The 22,439-nt window shown below is 34.2% G+C and carries 15 protein-coding genes; 4 read left to right on the forward strand and 11 right to left on the reverse strand.

Going from position 1 to position 22,439, the window contains the following annotated elements; genetic code table 11:
• Positions 1-80: 80 nt before the first annotated feature.
• The 7 genes from Q4Q39_RS02810 to Q4Q39_RS02840 all read right to left on the reverse strand — a co-directional run bounded on the left by Q4Q39_RS02810 (position 81) and on the right by Q4Q39_RS02840 (position 9,073).
• Positions 81-563: a DUF6265 family protein gene (locus tag Q4Q39_RS02810; protein ID WP_303280846.1), complete on the reverse strand. Its 483-nt coding sequence runs from the start codon at positions 561-563 to the stop codon at positions 81-83.
• A gap of 174 nt (positions 564-737) precedes the next feature.
• Entirely contained in the window at positions 738-2,549 is a 1,812-nt protein-coding gene (locus tag Q4Q39_RS02815) for an acyl-CoA dehydrogenase FadE (protein WP_303280847.1), read from the reverse strand.
• 54 nt (positions 2,550-2,603) lie between these two features.
• Positions 2,604-2,966, reverse strand: coding sequence for a four helix bundle protein (locus Q4Q39_RS02820; protein WP_135876959.1), 363 nt, complete (start codon positions 2,964-2,966; stop codon positions 2,604-2,606).
• A gap of 53 nt (positions 2,967-3,019) precedes the next feature.
• A complete protein-coding gene (locus tag Q4Q39_RS02825) occupies positions 3,020-4,210 on the reverse strand; it encodes an acetyl-CoA C-acyltransferase (RefSeq protein ID WP_303280848.1) in 1,191 nt (396 codons plus the stop codon).
• Between the two features lie 113 nt (positions 4,211-4,323).
• The gene (locus Q4Q39_RS02830; RefSeq protein ID WP_303280849.1) at positions 4,324-6,732 is read right to left on the reverse strand and encodes a 3-hydroxyacyl-CoA dehydrogenase/enoyl-CoA hydratase family protein; all 2,409 of its coding nucleotides are present in this window, start codon (positions 6,730-6,732) and stop codon (positions 4,324-4,326) included.
• A 9-nt stretch (positions 6,733-6,741) separates the two neighbouring features.
• On the reverse strand, positions 6,742-7,185 hold the full coding sequence (locus tag Q4Q39_RS02835) for a MarR family winged helix-turn-helix transcriptional regulator (protein ID WP_303280850.1): 444 nt from the start codon (positions 7,183-7,185) through the stop codon (positions 6,742-6,744).
• Positions 7,186-7,303: 118 nt separating this feature from the next.
• The gene (locus Q4Q39_RS02840; protein ID WP_303280851.1) at positions 7,304-9,073 is read right to left on the reverse strand and encodes an AMP-dependent synthetase/ligase; all 1,770 of its coding nucleotides are present in this window, start codon (positions 9,071-9,073) and stop codon (positions 7,304-7,306) included.
• A gap of 447 nt (positions 9,074-9,520) precedes the next feature.
• On the opposite strand from Q4Q39_RS02840, the gene pflB reads away from it, so the two are divergent.
• The 3 genes from pflB to Q4Q39_RS02855 are packed head-to-tail and all read left to right on the forward strand — an operon-like array spanning position 9,521 to position 13,867.
• On the forward strand, positions 9,521-11,746 hold the full coding sequence (gene pflB / locus Q4Q39_RS02845; RefSeq protein ID WP_303280852.1) for a formate C-acetyltransferase: 2,226 nt from the start codon (positions 9,521-9,523) through the stop codon (positions 11,744-11,746).
• Between the two features lie 47 nt (positions 11,747-11,793).
• Complete coding sequence (gene pflA / locus Q4Q39_RS02850; protein ID WP_303280853.1) at positions 11,794-12,573, forward strand: pyruvate formate-lyase-activating protein; 780 nt, start codon at positions 11,794-11,796, stop codon at positions 12,571-12,573.
• Between the two features lie 37 nt (positions 12,574-12,610).
• The gene (locus Q4Q39_RS02855; protein ID WP_303280854.1) at positions 12,611-13,867 is read left to right on the forward strand and encodes an L-lactate MFS transporter; all 1,257 of its coding nucleotides are present in this window, start codon (positions 12,611-12,613) and stop codon (positions 13,865-13,867) included.
• A gap of 93 nt (positions 13,868-13,960) precedes the next feature.
• Here Q4Q39_RS02855 and Q4Q39_RS02860 read toward each other — a convergent pair whose 3' ends face one another.
• Positions 13,961-14,617 (reverse strand): DinB family protein, encoded by a 657-nt coding sequence (locus Q4Q39_RS02860; RefSeq protein WP_303280855.1) that lies wholly within the window; start codon positions 14,615-14,617, stop codon positions 13,961-13,963.
• A 296-nt stretch (positions 14,618-14,913) separates the two neighbouring features.
• Here Q4Q39_RS02860 and ppdK point away from each other — a divergent pair, with 296 nt between their 5' ends.
• On the forward strand, positions 14,914-17,643 hold the full coding sequence (gene ppdK, locus Q4Q39_RS02865; RefSeq protein ID WP_303280856.1) for a pyruvate, phosphate dikinase: 2,730 nt from the start codon (positions 14,914-14,916) through the stop codon (positions 17,641-17,643).
• 73 nt (positions 17,644-17,716) lie between these two features.
• Here the strand turns inward: ppdK and purL are convergent, their stop codons facing one another.
• From purL to Q4Q39_RS02880, 3 genes are all read right to left on the reverse strand, one after another.
• Positions 17,717-21,445 (reverse strand): phosphoribosylformylglycinamidine synthase, encoded by a 3,729-nt coding sequence (gene purL, locus Q4Q39_RS02870; RefSeq protein ID WP_303280857.1) that lies wholly within the window; start codon positions 21,443-21,445, stop codon positions 17,717-17,719.
• A 197-nt stretch (positions 21,446-21,642) separates the two neighbouring features.
• A complete protein-coding gene (locus Q4Q39_RS02875; RefSeq protein WP_303280858.1) occupies positions 21,643-21,813 on the reverse strand; it encodes a hypothetical protein in 171 nt (56 codons plus the stop codon).
• A 26-nt stretch (positions 21,814-21,839) separates the two neighbouring features.
• Positions 21,840-22,382 (reverse strand): DUF6934 family protein, encoded by a 543-nt coding sequence (locus tag Q4Q39_RS02880; RefSeq protein ID WP_303280859.1) that lies wholly within the window; start codon positions 22,380-22,382, stop codon positions 21,840-21,842.
• Between the last annotated feature and the right edge of the window lie 57 nt (positions 22,383-22,439).

Here is a 22,439-nt window from a genome sequence, read left to right on the forward strand (position 1 = left end):
TTGTTAATATTTATAATTTAATCTCTTAAGACTTATTAGGAAATACAACAACCCTTTCTTTAGAAAACTAAATTATGAGTTCATTTAGTGTAATTAAACTTAACCGTTTCTATAGAACCATTTTTTTGTTCTATATCAACATATACGTTCATTTCGTTTTCATTTACTTTTTCAAAAGACATACCTTCAAATGTTACCTTATTAACGGTTATTTCTTTAAGAGGAAAATCTACTGTTTCATCTTTTGTTTCCCAGCCTTTTAAATCGTTATCAAAGTGTTTTAATTGAAGTATGAGTGTGTTTTCTACTTCGCGAATTATTTCAATTTCATAAAAAGACACTTTTTCATCATTTATTAGTTTAAAACTAGCCATCATGGAGCCTCCAGAGGGTTCACTCCAATTTTCTTCTGTTCGACCTCCAAATGCTTCTCCTTTCCAATTACCAGCAATCCAAGAAATGTTTTCTAATTTTGGTTCTAATGTTTTCTCAACTTGAGCCTTACAAGGCAAACTAAAAAGAGAGATCATCATAACTAGCATTACTACAATAGATCTTTTCATAATTTTTTAATTTTTAAATGAGTTTATATCATTAAGACGTTTGTAATGATTAAAAAAGGGACATTTTTTGGAATTTTAACAAACACTAAATTATACAAAAAAAAGAAAAACGCCTCAGAAATAAATTTCCGGAGCGTTTTAGAATTGAGTTAGTCACAAATTATATTGTTTATACTAAAAGCAGTATTTATTTTCTTTAATCACTTTTTCAGCAATGATATGTCTTAATTCAATGATGTTTGGCATATTAACATATTTAATATAGCGTTTTAAGCCCATAAGCATCATACGTTGTTCATCGCCTGTAGAGAATGAAATAATAGAATGTTTACCAGCAGTTTCAATAACATCAATAGCATGGAACAAGTTTAATTTTGCCATGGCTATTTGCTCTTTTGTATTATCTTTTCCTTCTTTTTTAACCATTTTTTCAGCACGAAGAATAGCACTTTCAGCTAAATAAATCTGGATTAATATATCTGACGATGCCAACATGAGTTGTTGCTGTTCTTCAATTTTCTCACCATATTTCTGTAAAGCAGCTCCAGCTACCATCAAGAATAGTTTTTTAAGGTTCTTTATGATATTTTTTTCTTCAGAAAATAATTCGGAATAATCAGGTACATCAAATGAAGGAATACCAACCAATTCATCTTTAACTGCCATAGCTGGAGTTAATACATCAACATGACCTTTCATGGCTTTTTTGATAAGCATACCTATTGAAAGCATTCTGTTTATTTCGTTAGTCCCTTCATAAATTCTTGCTATACGAGCATCTCTCCATGCAGATTCAATGGGTGTTTCTTCAGAGAACCCCATACCTCCAAATATTTGAATCCCTTCATCTGTACATCTTTGGGTGTATTCTGAAACAGCTACTTTTAAGATAGAACATTCAATCGCATATTCTTCAACGCCTTTTAATTCGGCTTCCTGATGGGTGTCTTTTCCGTTATGTTTCCTGAGTTCTATGCGATCTTCAATATTTTTTGCAGCTCTATAACTGGCTGCTTCTCCTACCCAGCAATTAGTTGCCATTTCTGCTATTTTTTGGCGAATGGCACCAAAACTAGAGATAGGTGTTTTAAATTGAATACGCTCGTTGGCATATTTCACAGATTCCGTTATAACACGACGTTGTGCATCTAAACATGCAGCAGCGAGTTTTATTCGTCCCACATTAAGAGCGTTCATAGCTATTTTGAACCCATTGCCTCTTGTTGATAACATATTTTCAATAGGAACTACGGTTTCATTAAAGAATACCTGGCGTGTAGAAGAGGCACGAATACCTAGTTTATGCTCTTCTTCACCCATGGTAATACCATTTGGGTTTTCAGGATCGTATTCTATGATAAATCCAGTAATATTTTTATCATCTTCTATGCGCGCAAAAACAATCATTAAACTACAAAAGCCCGCATTTGAAATCCACATTTTTTGCCCAGTAATACGATAACTTTTACCATCGGCAGAGAGTATTGCTTTTGTTTTACCTGAGTTAGCATCACTACCAGCACTTGGTTCGGTTAGGCAATACGAGCCAAACCATTCACCAGAAGCCAATTTTGGTACATATTTTTTCTTTTGTTCTTCGGTTCCGTATAAAGTAATAGGCATGGTTCCAATTCCAGTATGCGCACCAAAAGCTGTACTAAAAGAACCAGTAGCTCCAGAAATATAATCACAAACAAGCATCGTATCTACAAATCCCATACCCATGCCCCCATATTCTTCTGGAACAGAAACACTCAAAAAACCAAGTTCACCAGCTTTTTGCATGCATGATTCTGTTAGGGCATAATCTTTTTTCTCGAATTGTGCTTTATTTGCCCAAATTTCTCTATCAACAAATTCAGTCACAGCTTCTTTCATCATCAATTGATCTTCATTGAAATCTTCTGGAGTAAAAATGTCTTCACAATTAGTGTCTTTTACTAAGAACTGTCCGCCACGTAGTATATCTTTTTCTGATGTTTCCATTTTATTTGAGGTTTATAATAGATTTTTAGATTATAGAAGAAAGAAAAAAGACCTTTAATTTAGGCTGTTTTGAAATCCCATTGTCATTCTTTGGAATTCTTCTATTTTTCCTTCTAGTGTATTTAATATTATTTTGTTTATATATTTTCTATGATGTGCTACTAATAATTGTGTTCCTAATTCAAAAGATGAGCCTAAAGAGATATCTAAAAAATGACTAAAAGATTTGTCTGTTCTGGCTGAACCTTCAGCAATGTTGCTAGGTATTGAAACAGAGCATCTGCTTATTTGAGAACTTAAATCGAATCTTTCATGTTTTGGAAAATCTAACAAGATATCAGATACATTATTTGTAATCTCTAAACCGAGTTTCCAAATTTTTAAATTTTTATAATTATGTCTTTGTTTAGCACACATTTTAAAATCTATTTTCTTTTATCTATAATTCTCTTCTCTCTATAGTTTTATTATTAATTAAGAAATTCAAATATGCCACAAGCTCCTTGACCAGTTCCGACACACATTGTAACGGCTCCATATTTTCCTTTCATGTTACGTTTACGCATTTCATCAAATAGTTGAACTGAAAGTTTTGCTCCAGTACAACCTAAAGGATGGCCTAGTGCAATGGCACCTCCATTTACATTTATAATATCTGGGTTGAGGTTTAATTCTCTAATTACTGCTAAAGATTGTGAAGCGAATGCTTCATTTAATTCGATGAGTTCTAAATCAGATTGTTGTAGACCAGCTTGCTTTAATGCTTTTGGAATGGCTTTTACAGGACCAATTCCCATGATACGAGGTTCTACACCTGCTGCTGCATAGTTGACTAAACGTGCAATAGGTTCTAGATTTAATTCTTTTACCATATCTTCACTCATCACCATAACAAAGGCAGCTCCATCACTCATTTGAGATGAATTTCCCGCAGTTACACTGCCACCAGCAGCAAATACAGCTCGTAATTTTGCTAAAGCTTCTTTGCTAGTCCCGGCACGTGGTCCCTCATCTTTTGTTACAGTATAGGATTTGGTAGCTTTCTTTCCATTAGAATCAATATAAGTTTGTTCTACTTCAATAGGCACAATTTGATCTTGAAAACGGTTTTCAGCTTGTGCTTTTAAAGCTTTCATATGTGAATTGTATGCAAATGCATCTTGATCTTCACGAGATACTTTAAATTGGTTGGCAACAGCTTCGGCTGTATTTCCCATACCCCAATAATAATCTTCATGGCCAGCTTTTACAATGTCATAATTTAATTCAGGTTTAAACCCCGTCATTGGGACTGCGCTCATACTTTCTGCACCTCCTGCTATAATACAATCAGCCATTCCGGATTGTATTTTTGCTGTAGCAATACCAATAGTTTCGATACCTGACGAGCAAAAACGATTTACCGTAACTCCAGGAACATCCACACTATTTAATCCCATTAAAGAGATAAGACGTGCCATATTTAATCCCTGAGCTCCTTCTGGCATGGCATTACCAACAATAACATCATCTATGCGGGTTTTGTCTAATTGTGGCAATTCCTTCATCATATATTGAATGGTTTCTGCAGCCAATTCATCGGTTCTTTTAAAACGAAAGACACCTTTTGGAGCTTTTCCGACTGCTGTTCTGTATGCTTTTACTATATATGCTTGTTTCATTCCTCTCCCTAGCCCTCTCCAAAGGAGAGGGGACTGTTACGGGTTTGTTTTTTAGTTATACATTATATTTATCTTTTAAAGCACCTCCCTTTTGGGGAGGTTGGGTGGGGATTCTAATTTCTCAACGGTTTCCCAGTCGTTAACATATGCTGTATACGTTCTAACGTTTTACGCTCTGTACATAAGCTTAGGAAAGCTTCACGTTCAAGATCTAACAAGTATTGTTCACTAACTAGAGTTGGTTCGGATAAATCACCTCCAGCCATGACGTAAGCTAACTTGTTTGCTATTTTATGGTCATGCTCACTTATATAGTTTGCAGCTTCCATAGAATCTGTTCCCACTAAAAACATACCTAATGCTTGTTTTCCAAGTACTTTCACATCTTTTCGTTTTACCGGTTGTGTGTAACCAGCTTCTGCCATTAATTTAGCATGCGCTTTTGCTGTTGCTATTTGTCTGTCCTTATTGATAACGACTATATCTTTTCCTTTTTGAAGTACACCCATATCGAAAGCTTCATAAGCAGATGTTGCAACTTTGGCCATACCAATAGTTAGGAAGTATTCTTGCAGCGTATTTAATTCCACATCTCCTTTTCTAAACGTATCAGAAGCCCTTAGAGCCATTTCTTTAGAACCAGCTCCTCCAGGAATAACACCAACACCAAACTCTACCAGTCCAATATAAGTTTCTGCAGCAGCTACTACTTTATCGGCATGCATAGATAATTCACAAGCACCTCCTAAAGACATACCATGTGGCACTGAAATAGTTGGAATAGATGAGTAGCGCATGCGCATCATCGTATCTTGAAAATACTTAATAGCGGCATTAAGTTCATCATATTCTTGCTCAACTGCCATCATAAATATCATACCAATATTGGCACCAACTGAGAAGTTGGCACTTTGATTGCCAATAATTAACCCCTGATAATCTTTTTCTGCTAAATCAATAGCTTTATTCAGTCCAGCTAAAACGTCACCACCTATGGTGTTCATTTTAGATTGGAATTCACAGTTTAATATGCCATCTCCTAAATCTTCGATAACAACACCTGAGTTTTTAAAGACTTCATTAGATTTTCTAATATTGTCTAAAATGATAAATGCGTCCTGACCTGGGATTTTTTCTTGTGTTTTCTTCGGTATGTCGTAAGCATAACTAGCACCTTCTTTAATAGAATAAAATGATTTACTGCCAGATGCAAGCATATCGTTTACCCAAGAAGCAGGAGCTAAACCTTCAGCTTCCATTATTTCTATACCTTTTTCTACACCAATAGCATCCCAAATTTGAAAGGGACCATGTTCCCAGCCAAAACCAGCTTTCATGGCGTCATCAATCTTATATAATTCGTCTGTTATCTCTGGAATACGATTTGAAACGTATGCAAATAAGGCAGCAAAACTTCTTCTGTAAAATTCGCCAGCTTTATCCTTACCAGAAACCAGGACTTTAAACCGGTCTACAACTTTATCAATGGTTTTAGTTAGTTCTAAAGTGGCAAATTTGGCTTTTATGGCAGAACGATATTCTAAAGTGTTTAAATCCAATGATAGGATTTCTTTTTTACCTTCAGCCGATACGGTTTTTTTATAAAAGCCTTGTTTTGTTTTACTTCCTAACCATTTATTTTCCATCATATTGTTGATGAAATCTGGTAATTTAAAAAGCTCTAAGCGTTCATCTTCTTTGCAGTTTTCTGCAATGCCATTTGCTACGTGTACTAAAGTATCTAAGCCAACAACATCAACAGTTCTAAATGTTGCAGATTTTGGTCTGCCTATAACAGGACCTGATAATTTATCAACTTCTTCAATGGTTAACCCTATGTCTTTAACAGCATGGAATAAACTCATGATACTAAAGATACCGATACGATTTCCTATAAAAGCAGGAGTATCTTTGGCAACCACAGAAGTTTTTCCAAGGAATTGCTCCCCATAACTATTAAGGAATTCTAAAACTGAAGTATCCGTTTTAGGACCAGGAATTATTTCGAATAATTTTAAGTAACGGGCAGGGTTAAAAAAGTGTGTTCCGCAGAAATGTTTCTGAAAGTCTTCACTACGGCCTTTACTCATAAACTTAATAGGAATGCCAGATGTATTACTGGTAATTAAAGTACCTGGGGTTCTATGTTTTTCAAGTGACTCAAAAACTTGTTGCTTTATGTCTAATCGTTCAACGACTACTTCCATAATCCAATCAACATCGGCCACTTTTGCAATATCGTCTTCCAGATTACCAGTTGTAATACGATTTGCAAATTTGGAATGGTATATTGGTGAAGGCTTCGATTTTAATGAGGCAGTTAGGGCATCATTAACCAATCTATTTCTTACTACTTTGTCTTCAAGAGTATAACCTTTAGATTTCTCTTTGTCATTCAATTCTCTTGGTACGATGTCTAGTAATAAAACATCTACGCCAATATTAGCGAAATGACATGCAATACCACTTCCCATAATACCAGAACCTATAATGGCTACTTTTTTTATTCTACGTTTACTCATTTTATACTACTAATCGTTTTGATTATATATTTTTTTATTTGAAACCATATCATTAATAACTTCAGCGACTTCATAAAAACTGTTTAATTTTTCTTCTGAAACCTTACTTTTTATAGCTTCATTAAATGTTAAAACCTTTTCTCTTGAATAAGCTCTTTTTTCAAGACCAAAATCTGTGAGAGAAATGATAACACCTCGACCATCTTTGGGATTAGGTTTGCGTTCAATAAGTCCTTTAGATTCCATAGTCTTTAATATTCTTGATAGACTGGTAGCTTCCATTCCCATTTTTGGTCCTAAAGCTGTAGAAGGTGTCCCTTCTTCTCGATCTATACTTAATAAAGTAAAGCCTGTTGCCATTGTACTTTCAAATTTAGCAGCCTCTTCATTGTACATTTTTTGCACCGCAAGCCACGTCGTTCTTAATATATAGTCAATAGTTTTGTCTTTCATATTATTTAGTTGTTGACCAAATATATGAAAAATTTATTATGCACGCATAATAAATTGTGTAAAAATTAACACAAACTTGTTGAGAGAGTTATTAAAAATGTGTTTTGTGATTTTTAAGCTATGGTCTGTAGATTTTTTCTATTAAATCGACATACTTAGCTTTAATCACTTTTCTTTTCATTTTTAAGGTAGGTGTTAAATGGCCAGCATCAATTGACCAAACATCTGGGGTTATTTCGAATTTTTTTATTTGTTCCCACTTACCAAAATTTTCATTAGCACTATCAATTTCTTCTTGAATACGGGCTAATAATTGGGGGTTAGTGATAATGTCATTTTTAGATTGAAAAGTAATATTGTGTCTCCTTGCCCATTCTTCAACAAATTCAAAATTAAGTTGAATTAATGCAGCAGGCATTTTTTCGCCTTCACCAATAATCATAATCTGTTCAATAAATCTTGATTGTTTAAATTCATTTTCTAATAACGTAGGTGCTACATATTTTCCTCCAGATGTTTTGAACATTTCTTTTTTACGATCGGTAATTTTTAAGAAATTGTCGTTATCAACTTCTCCAATATCACCTGTATGGAAATAATTTCCAGTCATGACTTCATTCGTTTTTTCTGGATCTTTAAAATAGCCAAGCATCACGTTGGGACCTTTAACTAGAATTTCTCCATCGTCTGCTATTTTAACTTCAACGTTTTCTATAATGCGTCCAACGGTTCCAATCTTAATACCTCCATTAAATGGACAGTTTACAGAAACAACAGGAGATGTTTCTGTTAATCCATAACCTTCAAGTATAGGCATTCCCGCAGCAGAAAATACTCTAATTAATCGCTGTTGTAATGCTGCACTACCAGATACTAAGGTGTTAATATTTCCTCCTAAAGCATCTCGCCATTTATTAAAAATAAGTTTATTCGCTATTTTTAATTGAAATTCATACCACCATCCATTTTTACCATAAGGTTCAAACTTTAAGCCTAAATTAACAGCCCAGAAAAATAAAGCTTTTTTAATACCTTTTAATTCAGCACCTTTTGCGATAATTTTATCATACATTTTTTCATAAAGCCTAGGGACAGCTGTCATGATATGTGGTTTAACATCTTTTAAGTTATCACTTATCGTTTCAATACTTTCAGCAAAATATATTTCTGTACCACAATATTGATATAGATATAATATGATTCTTTCAAAAACATGACATATGGGTAAAAAACTTAAGGCTTTAGATTTACCCATTTCTAAAGGAACTCGAGAGATACTATCCAATACGTTAGATACTAGATTGTTATGAGATAACATAACACCTTTTGGTTTGCCAGTGGTACCTGAGGTATAAATTAAAGTAGCTAGATCATTTGGTTTAACAGCATCTTTTCTTAAGTCAACTTCGTTTTGATTACCTGAGTCTTCGCCTAATTTTAAGACTTCTTTCCAGCTTTTTTCACCTTTAACATCATTAAAAGTGTAAACACCTTTAAGTTTCGTATTGCCTTTAATAGTATTTAGTTTTTCCAAAACCTCAACATCAGAAACGAAACAATAAATTGCCTCAGAATGGTTTAAAATGTATTCGTAATCTTCTGCAGCTATCGTTGGATAAATAGGTACATTCTGTGCACCAGTTTGCAGTACTCCAATATCTAAAACATTCCATTCCGTTCTATTTGTTGAAGAAATAACAGCTATTTTATCATTTGGTTGGATACCTAAACGTAATAAACCTCTACTAATAGCATTTGCCTGGTTAACGTATTCTTGAGTTGAGATAGAAAGCCATTCACCGTTCTGTTTAGAAGTGAGTGCTTTATCTAAATTATAAGTCTCTAATTGATAGTAAGGAAAATCAAAAATTCTTGTAACGTCTGCCATTTGCTATTTAAAGGTTTCTTGTATTGCAAAATATGAAATTAAAAATGATTTTCAAATTGAGTTAGTAAAATAGAATTTAATATAGCACTTTCTAAATATCTTGATGATTTTAAAATTTCTAATTTCAGTAGGTTATTTTTTGTCGTTAAATAACTCAAGTAAATCAATTTCTTTTGAATTATTATGAAAATCACATCTAATTTAGGGTAAAAAATATCAAAATATCATAAAAAATGTGTCGTTATTGAATATTTAACATATTTAGAAGTGAAAAGTTTGAAAATTTTATTATTAGACTCTTGCAACTCAAACGTTTTCGTGAAAACCCTAATGAAAAATACTTGGGTTTACTGACAATTGTCAGTTTTATTATTAGGTCCAGTATATACCTTTGATATAGTAAAACAAGCATGATTATTCTAAAAATATTAATAAAAAATAAATACCATGGAAGTAAAACAATTTAACTACGGAATTTGGACTGAGAAAGTCAATGTAAGGGATTTTGTTATTAATAACATTACTCCTTATCACGGAACTTCAGAATTTTTGGTTGGACCAAGTGAAAAAACTCAAAAATTATGGGATGTATGTAAAGATGCTACTAAAGAGGAACGACAAAATAATGGTGTGCGTTCGGTAGATACCGAAACAGTTTCTACAGTTAGTGCTTTTGATGCAGGATATATTGATAGAGATAATGAAGTCATTGTAGGACTGCAAACAGACGAATTATTAAAACGAACTATGAAACCTTTTGGAGGTTTTAAAGTTGTTCAAAAAGCATTAGAGGAACAAGGTGTAAAACCTAATGAAAACTTAACAGAATTATTTTCTAAATATGTTAAAACGCATAATGATGGTGTGTTTGATGCCTATAATGCCGAAATTAAAAAATACCGTTCATTAGGTTTCTTAACAGGATTACCAGACAACTATGCTCGTGGTAGGATAATTGGTGATTATCGTCGTGTTGCTTTATACGGAATAGACTTCTTGATTAAATCTAAACAAGAAGATTTATCAAACATAGAAGGACCAATGAGTGATGCTGTTATTCGTTTGCGAGAAGAAGTTTCTGAGCAAATAAAAGCATTGAAAGAAATAATTGAATTGGGAGCTAAATATGATTTAGACTTAACGCGTCCTGCAGAAAACGCAAAAGAAGCGGTACAATGGACCTATATGGCATACTTAGCTGCCGTGAAAGAGCAAGATGGTGCGGCTATGTCTTTAGGTAATGTATCTACATTTTTAGATATCTATATTGAGAATGATTTACAGGAAGGTCTTATTACTGAGGAAGAAGCTCAGGAATATATAGATCAGTTTGTTATGAAACTACGTATGGTACGTCATTTAAGAATGAGTGCTTATGATGAAATTTTTGCGGGAGATCCAACTTGGGTAACTGAAGCTATTGGTGGTATGTTTGAAGATGGAAGGACTAAGGTTACTAAAACCTCTTTCCGTTTCTTGAACACCTTATATAACTTAGGACCTTCACCAGAACCAAATATGACCATTCTTTGGTCTGAAGATCTACCACAAAACTTTAAAGATTTTTGTGCCAAAGTATCTATTGATACATCATCAATTCAATTTGAAAATGATGCTCTAATGAGAGCGAGTAGAGGATCTGATGATTACGGAATAGCATGTTGTGTATCTCACCAAGCGTTAGGAAAATCAATTCAGTTCTTTGGAGCACGTACAAACTTAGCTAAAACATTATTGTTAGCTATTAATGGAGGACGTTGTGAAATAACAGGAACTCAAATGGTAGATGGTATTGAGCCATGCGATTGTGAGTACTTAGATTTCGACAAAGTTATGGCTAATTTTAAAATAGCTATGAAAGAAGTAGCACGTGTTTATAATGATTCTATGAATATTATTCACTACATGCACGATAAATATTATTATGAAAAAGCTCAAATGGCATTAATTGATACAAACCCAAGTATTAATATTGCTTACGGTATAGCAGGTTTATCAATTGTAGCAGATTCATTGTCTGCCATTAAATATGCTAAGGTTAAACCTATTAGAAATGAAGAAGGGCTAACTGTTGATTTTAAAATAGAAGGGGAGTTCCCATGCTATGGTAATGATGACGATAGAGTGGATGTATTGGCTGCTAAAGCTGTTGCAGATTTTAATGATGAATTAAAAGAGCTAGCAGTTTACAAAAATGCGGAACCAACCATGTCAGTGTTAACTATCACATCTAATGTGGTATATGGAAAGAAAACAGGAGCAACACCAGATGGTAGATCTAAAGGCGTTCCATTTGCACCAGGTGCTAACCCAATGCATGGTCGTGATTCTCAAGGAGCCATCGCATCGTTGAACTCAGTTGCTAAAATAGATTATAAAGATTCTCTAGATGGTATTTCAAATACATTCTCAATAGTACCAAAATCTTTAGGAGCTAATGATGAAGATAGAATTGAAAATTTAGCAACCATTTTAGATGGCTATTTCTCTAAAAATGCACAACATATTAATATTAATGTGCTGAACAAAGAGACGTTAATTGATGCTATGGATCATCCGGAAGAATATCCACAATTAACAATTCGTGTGTCTGGTTATGCTGTTAATTTCGTAAGATTAACTAAAGAACAGCAACTGGAAGTTATTACACGTTCTTTCCACGAATCCATGTAGTTTTATTAATATTTTTAAGTATCTGCAAAAGAAGTTCCATACTTCTTTTGCGGATACTAAATTTAAAAAGTGGTCTTATCAAAACAGAAGAAAACATATTAAGAGTACACTCTATTGAATCCTTTGGAACACATGATGGTCCTGGAATTCGTATGGTTATATTTTTACAAGGGTGTAAATTAAAATGTCTGTATTGTCATAATCCAGATACTATTGAAACGTCTGGAGGTACCTTATACCATATAGAAGAATTGGTTAAGATGGCGGTAAAGGAAAAAGCCTATTTTGGCAAAAAAGGAGGCGTTACAGTATCTGGTGGAGAACCTTTATTACAATCTAAAGAATTAGTGCCTTTTTTTAAAAGATTAAAGGAAGAAGGTATTCATACGAATATCGATACGAATGGTAGAATACTGAATCATTTCACAGAAGATTTATTAGATAGTTACGCAGATTTAGTCATGTTGGATATTAAGCATATGACAGAGGAAGGTTATGAAGCCATAACGGGGATGCGTAATAAAGAAACTGCTTTTAATTTTGCCAAGCATAGAGAAGCATCAGGAAAAAAAATGTGGTTAAGGTATGTGTTGATACCAGAAATTACTAATAAGCCTGAGCTTTTACATCAAATGGGAGCGTATTTTAAAGATTATAAAACTATTGAAAAGATTGAGTTGCAACCCTATCACAAACTAGGGATTCATAAATGGGACGCTTTAGGTTGGGATTATAAACTGAAAGATGCACGCGAAAATACAGAAGAAGAGGTAGATGCAGCAGTCGAGATTTTAAAAAATTATTTCAAAGAAGTTAAAGTAAATTAAAAAGTGTTGCTAGAGTCAACACTCAAATATAAATATTATGCAAACACAAAAACTTAAAAACCGTTGGTTGATAGCTGCGTCTGCAGTAGGGATTCATATTTCGATTGGGTCTGTTTATGCGTATTCGGTTATGACCAATCCGGTTAAAGATATTTTTGATGTTGATGGAAGTGTTATAAAATGGGCTTTTAAAATAGCTATTTTACTATTAGGACTATCGGCAGCGTTTTTAGGAAGATGGGTAGAAAAAGTAGGACCTAAAGTAAGTGGTACAACAGCAGGGCTGTTTTATGGAGTAGGTATTTTGGGTTCCGGATTAGCCGTACAATTTGAATCATTAATCCTCTTTTATTTATGCTATGGCGTTATTGGAGGGATTGGTTTAGGCTTAGGATACATTACACCAGTGAGTACCTTGGTAAAGTGGTTTCCAGACAGGCGTGGTTTAGCTACGGGAATGGCTATTATGGGATTTGGTTTTGCAGCCTTAATTTTTGGACCAGTGATGCAATCTCTTTTTGATGCTGTAGGCGTATCCAATGCCTTTTACATTTTAGGAATTATATATATGGTATTAATATTGTCTTCTGCAAGATATATTGAAAGACCACCAGAAGGCTATATGCCAGATGGGTTTAAGCCAGGAGAAGGTAAAACTATAAAAGCAGATATGGCAAATATTGATGCAAATGCTTCTCTAAAAACGCCACGCTTTTATTATATCTGGATTATGATGTTTATTAATATTGCTTGTGGTATTGCTATTATATCGGCAGCAAGTCCGATGATGCAGGAAAAATTAAATTATACGCCTATGGAAGCAGCAGCAATAGTAGGTTTAATAGGTGTATTTAATGGCTTAGGTAGAATTATGTGGTCTAGCCTTTCAGATTATTTAGGGCGTGCCAATACATACATTATATTCTTTGCTTTTCAAATTCTGGCTTTCTTTTTCCTACCGAAAATTTCTATGGAATTAGCCTTCTTGGTTGTCTTATTTACAGTTATTACCATGTATGGTGGTGGATTTGCAACCTTACCAGCATTCTTAGGAGATTTATTTGGAACCAAACAATTAGGAGCTATTCACGGTATGGTATTAGCTGCCTGGGGATTAGCAGGTGTTGTAGGGCCTACAATTTACGATGTTGTTAAAAATGCCACAGGATCGTTAGATGCCACCTTAGAAGTTTTTGCAGGCTTATTCGTTATTGCATTAATCGTATCATTATTGATGAAGCGTACGGTAAATAAAGCGTATAAAAAAATAGATAAAAAATTGAATTTTGCCTAAACAGCATCATTTTATTATGTCTTAGTCGAGAGAAGCACTTTCATTTATTTGAAGGTGCTTTTTTCATTTATTTGAGTGTGCCTTTAAAGCGTATTATTTTATTCGCGACTTTATAAATTTGAATTGTCCATTATGGTTAGATTCATGTTCGCATACATGAAACCATTTACAGTAGTTGTTTGTGGGACCCCATGGAAAATCATTATCAACAGACATCAACCATGTATCATCGCGATTTGCAAACTCTTTCATTGTGTTTTCTCTTACTTCAGAAAGATGATTTAAATAATAATCGAAGTTATTTCCTTTAATTTCTTTTCTTGCTTTTTCACCCAAACCAGAAGCTACATTCCATTTATCGGCATCTTCTTTAGACCAATCTCCCCATTTTTTATTTTCAAATGTATGAATTTGATAAAAGCGTTCTGTAGCAGCTAAGTGCATAAGCATGGCTCCAATAGTATTCGCATTTTCGTCAATTAAAAAATCCAAATCGGATATACTCATATCTTTTACTGGATTAAGAATAACCATTCGCATCCAGTTCATCATAGAAACTAGTGTTCCTAATTGAGGTGTAAAGCCTTCTTTAGGACCAACAATATTAATATCATTTTCCTGAGAGACATTACCAAGAGGCTTTAGGTGTGGTGCCGCAAATAGGCTAGTGGTTCCAAGAGTTCCGATAGTTAATAAAGAAGATGTTTTAATGAAATTTCTTCTGTTTACTGATTTTAGTTCGTTTTCCATGATGACGATATTTATGTATCTCATAAATTTACTTATTTATTTCCAGAATCCATTTTTTGCATTTTTAAAAACTCTTGATCAAAGAGAAACTTCACCTTGTCTTCCGTAAAGGGAACAATCACTAATAAACTAAGTTGTGTTGAGTTTAGGTGTTTAATGAAATGAATTTTAATACTAAAAACATGTAATTTTTAAAGTATAAAGTGCTTATAACATGACTTTTATCATGGTAATTCCCTCTTTAAATTTTTACTTTTAAAAGACTTTTTAGAATAAGAAATTTAATAACAATAATTATGGAAATACTTGAAAATGTAAAGGCTCGAGTTTTCAAATTTGGAAACAAAACTGCCGATGGAAACAGTACAATGAAAAATCTTTTAGGAGGTAAAGGTGCAAATTTGGCAGAAATGAGTTCAATAGGAATACCAGTTCCACCAGGATTTACAATTACAACAGAAGTTTGTACAGAATATAATTTATTAGGAAAGGAAGCTGTTGTGGCATTGATTAAAGAAGAGGTAGAAGCATCTATAGCCAACATAGAAACTCAAATGGAAACTTCTTTCGGAGATAAGGATAATCCATTATTAGTATCTGTACGTTCTGGAGCTAGAGTATCTATGCCAGGCATGATGGATACCGTTCTTAACTTAGGTATGAATGATGAGGTGGTACTTGGATTGGCTCAGAAAACAAATAACGAGCAATTTGCTTGGGATTCTTACCGTCGTTTTATTCAAATGTATGGAGGAGTGGTTTTAGGCATGAAACCAGCGTCAAAGGAAGATATAGATCCTTTCGAGGAAATTATGGAAGACCTTAAAGAAAAAAGAGGCATTCAATTAGATACCGAATTTACTGTACAGGATTTAAAAGATCTTGTTTACGATTTTAAGCGTAAAGTTAAAAAGAGAACAGGATTAGACTTTCCAACAGATCCATGGGAGCAGCTTTGGGGCGCAATTATCGCTGTGTTTAATAGTTGGAATGGAGATAGAGCGGTTTACTATAGAAATATGAATGGTTATCCTGCAGATTGGGGTACGGCTGTAAATGTGCAGGCTATGGTTTATGGAAATATGGGAGATAATTCAGGAACTGGTGTATGTTTTACACGTGATGCGGGAACAGGAGAAAATGTATTTAATGGTGAATATTTAATTAATGCTCAAGGAGAAGATGTAGTTGCTGGTGTTAGAACGCCTCAACAAATTACAAAATTGGGGTCACAACGTTGGGCGGAATTAGCTAAAATTGATGAAGCAGATAGAAGAGAAAATTACCCTTCGTTGGAAGAGCTAATGCCATCTATTTTTAATGAGTTGAACACCTACCAAGATATTCTGGAATTGCATTACCGAGATATGCAGGATATGGAATTTACAATGCAGAATGGTAAACTTTGGATTCTTCAGACAAGAAATGGAAAACGTACAGGTGCCGCTATGGTAAAAATAGCTATGGACTTACTAAAAGAAGGCATGATTGATGAAAAAGAAGCCTTACTCTTAATAGAACCAAATAAGTTAGATGAACTCTTGCATCCAATTTTCGACCCAAGAGCGCTTAAAAGAGCAAATGTTATTGCTCAAGGCTTACCTGCTTCACCTGGTGCTGCTACCGGTAAAATTGTCTTTTTTGCTGATGAAGCAAATAAGTACAAAAGCAGCATTTTAGTTAGAATAGAAACATCTCCTGAAGATTTAGAAGGAATGAACATAGCCAAGGGCATATTAACTGCCCGAGGCGGGATGACTTCACATGCTGCAGTTGTTGCAAGAGGTATGGGGAAATGCTGTATTTCTGGAGCAGGAGCTTTGAAGATTAATTATAAAAAGAGAACCCTTACTGTAGATGGCCATGAATATCATGAAGGCGATTGGATTTCATTAAATGGTTCTACGGGTAATATTATAGAAGGAAAAGTAGCAACGAGAGAACCAGAGTTGGGAGGTGAGTTTGCTGAAATTATGAAACTAGCAGATAAGTATGGTGTTATTAAAATTAGAACAAATGCCGATAGCCCAAAAGATGCTAAAGTGGCTCGTAGTTTTGGTGCTCAGGGTATTGGTTTAACAAGAACAGAACATATGTTCTTTGAACTTGACAGAATCAAAGCGATGCGGGAAATGATTTTAGCAGATACCGTAAAAGGGAGAAAACAAGCTTTAGAAGATCTATTGCCAATGCAGCGTGCAGATTTTGAAGGTATTTTTGAGGCCATGGAAGGATACGCAGTAACGATTCGATTATTAGACCCACCATTACACGAGTTTGTACCTCACCAATTGGCAACCCAAAAAGAGCTTGCCGAAGACATGCATATTTCTTTACAGGCTGTTAAAAATAAAGTAGCAGAATTGGAAGAGTTCAATCCGATGTTAGGACATAGAGGATGCCGATTGGGGAATACCTATCCGGAAATTACCGAAATGCAAACCCGAGCTATTATTGAAGCTGCACTTAACCTAAAAGAACGTGGTATTATTTGTAAACCAGAAATTATGGTACCATTAGTAGGAACTGTTAAAGAGTTTGAAGCTCAAGAACAGATTATTAGAACGACAGCTACTACTATTTTTGAAGAACGCAATGATACTGTTGAATATTTAGTAGGTACTATGATAGAGATCCCCAGAGCAGCATTAATGGCAGATTTAATTGCAGAAAAAGCCGATTTCTTCTCTTTCGGAACGAATGATTTAACACAAATGACCTTCGGTTACTCTCGTGATGATGCTAGTAAGTTTTTACCAATTTATATTGAAAAAGGCATCTTAAAAGTAGATCCTTTTGAGGTCATAGATCAAGAAGGTGTAGGGCAGTTAGTTAAAATGGGAACAGAAAAAGGTAGAGTGTCCAAACCAAATTTAAAGGTTGGTATTTGTGGAGAACACGGTGGTGAACCAAATTCTATTGAGTTTTTCTATAATACAGGAATGGACTATGTGAGTTGTTCGCCTTATAGAGTGCCAATTGCCAGATTAGTTTCAGCACAGGCAGCTATAAAAGCAACTTTATGACACTTCCTTTTGACTTATAAAAGCCCGAAGTAGCATATTTACTTAGGGCTTTTATTTTTAGATTTTTATAAAACTAGTTATTTTCAATCCACTTTCTGGCATTAACGAAAGCTTCCAGCCATGGGGACACCTCGTCTTTACGTCCATCAGGGTAATTTGCCCAATTCCATTGGAATGTAGAACGCTCTATATGTGGCATCGTTACTAAGTGTCTTCCCGTTTTATCACTCATCATAGCCGTGTTAAAATCAGATCCATTTGGATTATGAGGATATCCTTCATAACCATATTTTGCAACAATATGATATTTATCTTCTGTATATGGTAAATTGAACTTTCCTTCACCATGTGAAATCCAAACGCCTAAAGTGCTTCCAGCAAGTGTTGAAAGCATTACAGAATCGTTTTCTTGAATTTTGACTGATGTAAATGAACTTTCGTGCTTATGAGAATCGTTATAAGTCATTTTGCCATGAACGTCATGCTCTGGGTTTATAAGGTCTAATTCCATCCAAAGCTGACACCCATTACAAATACCAACAGATAAAGTATCTTCCCTTGCAAAGAAATCTTTAATAACTTTATTTGCCTTTTCGTTGTATTTAATAGCACCTGCCCAACCTTTAGCCGAACCTAAAACATCGGAGTTGCTAAAACCACCAACAGCACCTAAAAACTGAATATCTTCAAGAGTTTCACGACCAGAAATTAAATCGGTCATATGTACATCTTTTACATCAAAACCAGCTAAATACATGGCATTTGCCATTTCACGCTCCGAATTACTACCTTTTTCACGTAGTATAGCCGCTTTTGGACGTCTTGTCTCCTCGAGCGCAGTCGAGAGGTTGTCAAGAGGTCTCGACTGCGCTCGACCTGACAACATATCTTCTAATTTTCCAGTAAACTGTTTTGGGAATGTGTATTGTAAAGGCTGATTTTTGTAATTATTGAATCTGTCTTCTGCTAAATTATTAGCAGTTTGCTTTTGATCTAATAAGAATGATGTCTTATACCAAACATCTCTCATGTCAGCAATGTCAAAAGAGAAATGATCTTCGTTATTTTTGATATTTAAAGTTGCAGTGTTATTTACCGTTCCTATATTAAAAAACTCAATATTATTTTCAGACAAAATCGTTTCTATTGATGCATCACCTTGAAAAACAATTCCTGAATTTTCAGAGAATAAAACTTTTATAGAATCTTCTTCATTCAAAACAGAGATATCAAAATCTGCGCCTAAATTAATATCGGCAAAACACATCTCTAACAACGTAGTAATTAATCCACCAGAAGCAACATCGTGTCCAGCAGAAATTTTATCAGTTTTAATTAAATTTTGAATGGTATTAAAAGTATCTTTTACAAAAGTTGAGTTTTTTACATCTGGAGCTTCACTTCCAATGGTATTTAAAACTTGATTAAAAGAACTTCCTCCTAATTTAAAAGTATCTTGAGAGATATTAATATAATAGATGTTTTGACCATTTTGTTTTAAAACAGGTTCTACAACTTTAGAGATTTCATTACAATTTGCAGCCGCAGAAATAATAACGGTTCCAGGAGAAATAACATCTCCGTCTTTATATTTCTGTTTCATAGAAAGCGAATCTTTTCCAGTTGGAACATTGATTCCTAAATCAATTGAAAATTCTGAAATAGCTTTAACTGCATTATATAAACGAGCATCTTCACCTTCATTTTTACAAGGCCACATCCAGTTTGCAGAAAGAGAAACTGAAGCTAAGTTATCTTTTAAAGGTGCCCAAATTAGGTTCGTTAAAGCTTCGGTAATTGAATTTCTACTGCCTGCTTCTGGATGAATTAATCCAGAAATAGGTGAGTGACCAATAGAAGTAGCAATACCTTCTTTCCCGTTATAATCTAATGCCATAACGCCAACATTATTTAACGGAATTTGTAAGGGGCCGACACATTGTTGTTTGGCTACTTTACCACCAACACATCTATCTACCTTATTCGTTAACCAATCTTTACAGGCTACAGCTTCTAATTGTAAAACTTGTTCTAAATAGATTTGTAAATTCTTGGTTTTATATCTTGAGTTTTTATAATTTCTTTTAACTGTTTTATCTGTTAAAATAGTTTTAGGAGAACTTCCAAACATGTCTTCCATTGCTAAATCCATCGGTTTATTACCTTTGGTTTTAGATTGGAACGTAAAGCGATCGTCTCCTGTAACATCACCAACAGTATATATTGGAGAGCGTTCACGATCGGCTATTTTATTTAATGTTTCTATATGTTCTTCGGCAATAACAAGTCCCATACGTTCTTGAGATTCATTACCAATAATTTCTTTATCTGAAAGCGTTGGATCTCCAACGGGTAAAGCATCTAAATCTATTTTTCCACCTGTATCTTCAACAAGCTCAGATAGACAATTTAAGTGACCACCAGCACCATGATCGTGAATAGATACAATAAAGTTCTCTTCACTTTCTACCATACCACGAACAGCATTAGCAGCACGTTTTTGCATTTCCGGATTAGAACGTTGTACAGCGTTTAACTCGATACCCGAAGCAAACTCACCAGTATCAGCTGAAGATACCGCAGCACCACCCATACCAATGCGGTAATTTTCACCACCAAGAATAACTATTTTATCACCAGTTTTTGGTGTATCTTTTAAAGCTTGATCTGCTTTGCCATAACCAATCCCGCCTGCTTGCATGATAACTTTATCGAAACCAAGTTTTCTTGCAGCTGATTCACTAGAAGCAGCATTTTCTTCGTGTTCAAAAGTTAATACCGAACCACAGATTAGAGGTTGTCCAAATTTATTACCAAAATCTGATGCTCCATTAGACGCTTTTATCAAAATATCCATTGGCGTTTGGTATAACCAATCTCTTGCTTCAAATTTTTCTTCCCAAGGTCTGTTTTCTTCTAAACGAGAATAAGACGTCATGTAAACCGCAGTTCCCGCTAAAGGAATAGAACCCTTGCCGCCAGCAAGTCTATCTCTAATTTCTCCACCAGAACCCGTTGCTGCACCGTTAAAAGGCTCAACTGTAGTTGGAAAGTTATGTGTTTCTGCTTTAAGCGAAATAACAGATTCGAATGCTTCTGTAGTATAATAATCGGGAATATCGGCACGTTTTGGTGCAAATTGCTCCACTTTCGGCCCTTTTACAAAAGCCACATTATCTTTATAAGCAGACACAATATCGTTAGGATTAGCTTCTGATGTTTGCCTTATCATTTTAAAAAGCGATACAGGCTTTTCTTCTCCATCAATAACAAACGTTCCATTAAATATTTTGTGTCGACAGTGTTCTGAATTTACTTGCGAAAATCCAAAAACCTCAGAATCGGTTAATGGTCTGCCTATTTTTTTAGAAACACCTTCTAAATATTCAACTTCTTCATTACTTAATGATAAGCCTTCTTGTTTATTGTAAGCTGAAATATCTTCAATGTCAAGAATTGTTTCTGGTTGAATATCAATCGTAAAGGAATTTTGATTTAATCCATTGAATTTCTCTGAAATCATTGGATCAAATGCTTTAAAGTCTTCAGAAACCCTTTCGAATTCTTCAATTCTAATGATGTCAGAAATCCCCATGTTCTGAGTGATTTCTACAGCATTTGTACTCCAAGGTGTTATCATGGCTGCACGCGGACCAACAAAAAAAGCATCGAGTGATGCTTGTTCTATTTTTGGCTGGTTGCCAAATAACCACGTTAATTTTGAAGTGGTTTCAGTTGATAATTCTTTTGTTGTTTGAACAGCAAATACTTTGCTGGTTACGTTTCCAAAGAAATGAATCATTATGTCTTGATTTGTGTGTGTTTAAAGAAAGTGCAAATTTACTTCTTTTTAGTCGAATTTCTTGCAAAAATATGAAAGGGAAAACAAGAGTTATTCACGAGGTTTTAAACATAGGAAATTACCTTGTTTTTCAAGCAAAAAAATGCAAACCATTTGGTTTGCTGTTATCTCAATATTTCATGTTGTAAGTAGCTGTTTTAAATCGGGAGTGATTTAATATTGCTTAATGTCTTTTTAGCTAATTCTATTTTTTCTGGAAACAATTCTTTGCCTTTAATATCTTTGGCAATACTAGATAGCCTCTCTTTTGTCGTTTTTGACATAGAAAGTACTTTTGTAGCTTTTAGTATATGTTTTTTTTGTCCCATTTTTCTAAATGTTATACAAATTTACTTCATTTTTTCTTAAAAACCAAAATGCCAATATATTCATTTTCAGATGTATATTGGGCTAGCGTCGCTTTTTTTTCGTTTTTCAACCCTAAAAAGACATACTCTTTACTTAATTCAACGAAATTTCTATCTAGGTAGTATCTGTAAGTTTTAATTCTTCTGTTAAAATTTTTACAGACATCATCACAGTGCTTTTTGCAATTGGTCTTGCAAAGTTCTTTGAATTTATGAGCACTATCGCTGCCTTGTACCCAAATTGCAGCATCTTCATTTTCTTTAAAGAATTGAGGAATCGTATTTAATACGGTACTAAATACTTTTCTCATGTCTCCATTATTACTATTTGAGTCATCAAAAATATTACCATTTTCTTCATTGTAATCTCCAAACCCTAAATTATAGATAACTTTTCCATTTCTTTTAGCCACTGGCGTATATTCAATCGCTTTAATGATTGATTTGTGCCCTTTACTTTCAAATAGATACTGGATTTTTCTTGTTCTTGACTTAAGAAGCTCGGTTTTATAGGCAGGTATGTTGTTCAATATCTGAGGCTTTTACATTCAAAGGTAATACTTTTCATATAATTTGTTGATTTGAGT

Source organism: Flavivirga amylovorans (assembly GCF_030540875.1).
GTDB lineage: Bacteria > Bacteroidota > Bacteroidia > Flavobacteriales > Flavobacteriaceae > Flavivirga > Flavivirga amylovorans.

Coding starts and splice junctions, on each gene's coding strand:
- Q4Q39_RS02855 (WP_303280854.1), top strand. CDS start 12,611: ATGCAAACACAAAAACTTAAAAACCGTTGGTTGATAGCTGCGTCTGCA.
- Q4Q39_RS02825 (WP_303280848.1), bottom strand. CDS start 4,210: ATGAAACAAGCATATATAGTAAAAGCATACAGAACAGCAGTCGGAAAA.
- purL (WP_303280857.1), bottom strand. CDS start 21,445: ATGATTCATTTCTTTGGAAACGTAACCAGCAAAGTATTTGCTGTTCAA.
- Q4Q39_RS02840 (WP_303280851.1), bottom strand. CDS start 9,073: ATGGCAGACGTTACAAGAATTTTTGATTTTCCTTACTATCAATTAGAG.
- Q4Q39_RS02820 (WP_135876959.1), bottom strand. CDS start 2,966: ATGTGTGCTAAACAAAGACATAATTATAAAAATTTAAAAATTTGGAAA.
- Q4Q39_RS02815 (WP_303280847.1), bottom strand. CDS start 2,549: ATGGAAACATCAGAAAAAGATATACTACGTGGCGGACAGTTCTTAGTA.
- Q4Q39_RS02835 (WP_303280850.1), bottom strand. CDS start 7,185: ATGAAAGACAAAACTATTGACTATATATTAAGAACGACGTGGCTTGCG.
- ppdK (WP_303280856.1), top strand. CDS start 14,914: ATGGAAATACTTGAAAATGTAAAGGCTCGAGTTTTCAAATTTGGAAAC.
- Q4Q39_RS02830 (WP_303280849.1), bottom strand. CDS start 6,732: ATGAGTAAACGTAGAATAAAAAAAGTAGCCATTATAGGTTCTGGTATT.
- Q4Q39_RS02810 (WP_303280846.1), bottom strand. CDS start 563: ATGAAAAGATCTATTGTAGTAATGCTAGTTATGATGATCTCTCTTTTT.
- pflB (WP_303280852.1), top strand. CDS start 9,521: ATGGAAGTAAAACAATTTAACTACGGAATTTGGACTGAGAAAGTCAAT.
- Q4Q39_RS02860 (WP_303280855.1), bottom strand. CDS start 14,617: ATGGAAAACGAACTAAAATCAGTAAACAGAAGAAATTTCATTAAAACA.
- Q4Q39_RS02875 (WP_303280858.1), bottom strand. CDS start 21,813: ATGGGACAAAAAAAACATATACTAAAAGCTACAAAAGTACTTTCTATG.